Consider the following 1705-nt stretch of genomic DNA (forward strand, 5'->3'; position numbering starts at 1 on the left):
TTCTTACGGTTGTTTGGTGAAGGCGGTTTCTGGATATTAGGTAAGTATAATATTCAGGAGGTGTAGATTTATTATGATCTCATGGTTATCGCCTGATCCTCATCTGGAACTTATTCACGTTTCTTCTTCATCTGAATCTGACTCCTTACTCCTCACAGTTCAAAGCACCCTGTCCTCTGTTTCTTGTCCAAAATGCAATAAGATCACTTCAAAAATTCATAGCCGATATGCACGGATCATACAGGATCTCCCTGTCAGCGGTCAACCGGTCGAGTTACATCTCCTTTCAAGAAAATGGTTTTGTGACAAGGCGGATTGTTCGGTTAGGATATTCACTGAGCGGTATGAAGGAATCTCAGCCAATGGCCGACGTACCTTTCGTGCAGAAGAGCTGTTAAGAAAAATAGCGTTTTCCACTAGCTGCCTGGCAGCTGAAAAGGTGGCGCACGCTGCACACATTCCGGTAAGCCACGATACCTTATTAGCCATTGTTCGGCGGACAGAACTTAATCCGGAGGTGTCACCCTTTCCTCGGTTTGGATGATTTTGCTTTCAAGAAAGGGCATACTTACGGCACGATGATCTGCGACCTTCAAACCCATAAACCTTTAGCACTTCTGCCCGACCGTCGGCCGGAAACCGTTACAGCGTGGCTTCAAATGAATCCGTTTGTTCAAGTGGTCAGCCGGGACGGCTTCACCGCCTTTCGCCAAGGGATTACCCAAGCTGATTCATCTATCAGACAAATCTATGACCGGTTTCATTTTATTAGAAATGCAAAGAAGCAGCTTGACACTTGTGCAGCCTCTATTGTACCAGCTAAGATTACGTGGTCAGATTCTACAGATGCAGCCGAAGAAATCCCTTTGACTCGTGCAGAAAAGCAAACGCGTGACCGGCAAAAACGGAAGTGGGAGCTGGTTCAGGAGATACAAGAGGCATTCAAACGAGGCAAAAATCTATCCAGGCTGGCAAGAGAGTATGATTTGGATTGGCGTACGATTCAAAAGTATACAAAAATGAAGGGCCCTCCTAATTATCAAAGACAACGAGCACGTTTGACAGACCCTTTTAATGAGCGGATGAGAAAACTCGAAAAAGAGGGAAATACCGTAAAAGAGATCTATTCTGCTCTTCAAATAGAAGGATATACCGGTACTTATTCAGGCGTTCGAACATTTGTACAAAGCATTCGGAAAGATAGAAAACATAACACCTCCGGAGAAAAGGTTTTATCCATCTCAAGGAGGAGCTTGTGTGCCTGGTTGTGGCAGCTGCCTGAAAAATTAAATAAAGAAGAAACAGCGTATTTACAGCGTACACTAAAAGACTATCCCACTTTAGAGAGTATATATCAAACCATCCAGCAATACCGGACTGTGGTGGAAGCGCGTGATGTAGAAGGTTTTCTTCAGTGGCTCAGAGGCCAATTAAGCAGCCGGGAACGGCCTTTTTACTACTACGCTTTTCGTCTGCGAAGTGATATACAGGCTGTGAAAAACGCCCTAACCCTTCCTTTTAGCAATGGATTACTAGAGGGACAAATTAACCGGTTGAAAACCATAAAAAGGCTGACATATGGAAGAGCCGGTTTGACAGTATTAGAAAAAAGAATCCTGTATCAACTGTGATGCTATTTTAAAAAAATAGTTAGCAGAAAAGGAAAAAGGGTATGGTTTATTTCACCAAAAACGCGTAAGAACCA

General features: G+C 43.7%; 2 protein-coding genes. Both read left to right on the forward strand.

Going from position 1 to position 1705, the window contains the following annotated elements:
• Positions 1–73 precede the first annotated feature (73 nt).
• On the forward strand, positions 74–544 hold the full coding sequence (locus BFI01S_RS21775) for a transposase family protein (protein WP_061794431.1): 471 nt from the start codon (positions 74–76) through the stop codon (positions 542–544).
• A 34-nt stretch (positions 545–578) separates the two neighbouring features.
• On the forward strand, positions 579–1631 hold the full coding sequence (locus BFI01S_RS21780; RefSeq protein ID WP_061794432.1) for a transposase: 1053 nt from the start codon (positions 579–581) through the stop codon (positions 1629–1631).
• The last annotated feature ends 74 nt before the right edge of the window (positions 1632–1705 follow it).

It is taken from the genome of Cytobacillus firmus NBRC 15306, from assembly GCF_001591465.1.
Classification (GTDB): domain Bacteria; phylum Bacillota; class Bacilli; order Bacillales; family Cytobacillaceae; genus Cytobacillus; species Cytobacillus firmus.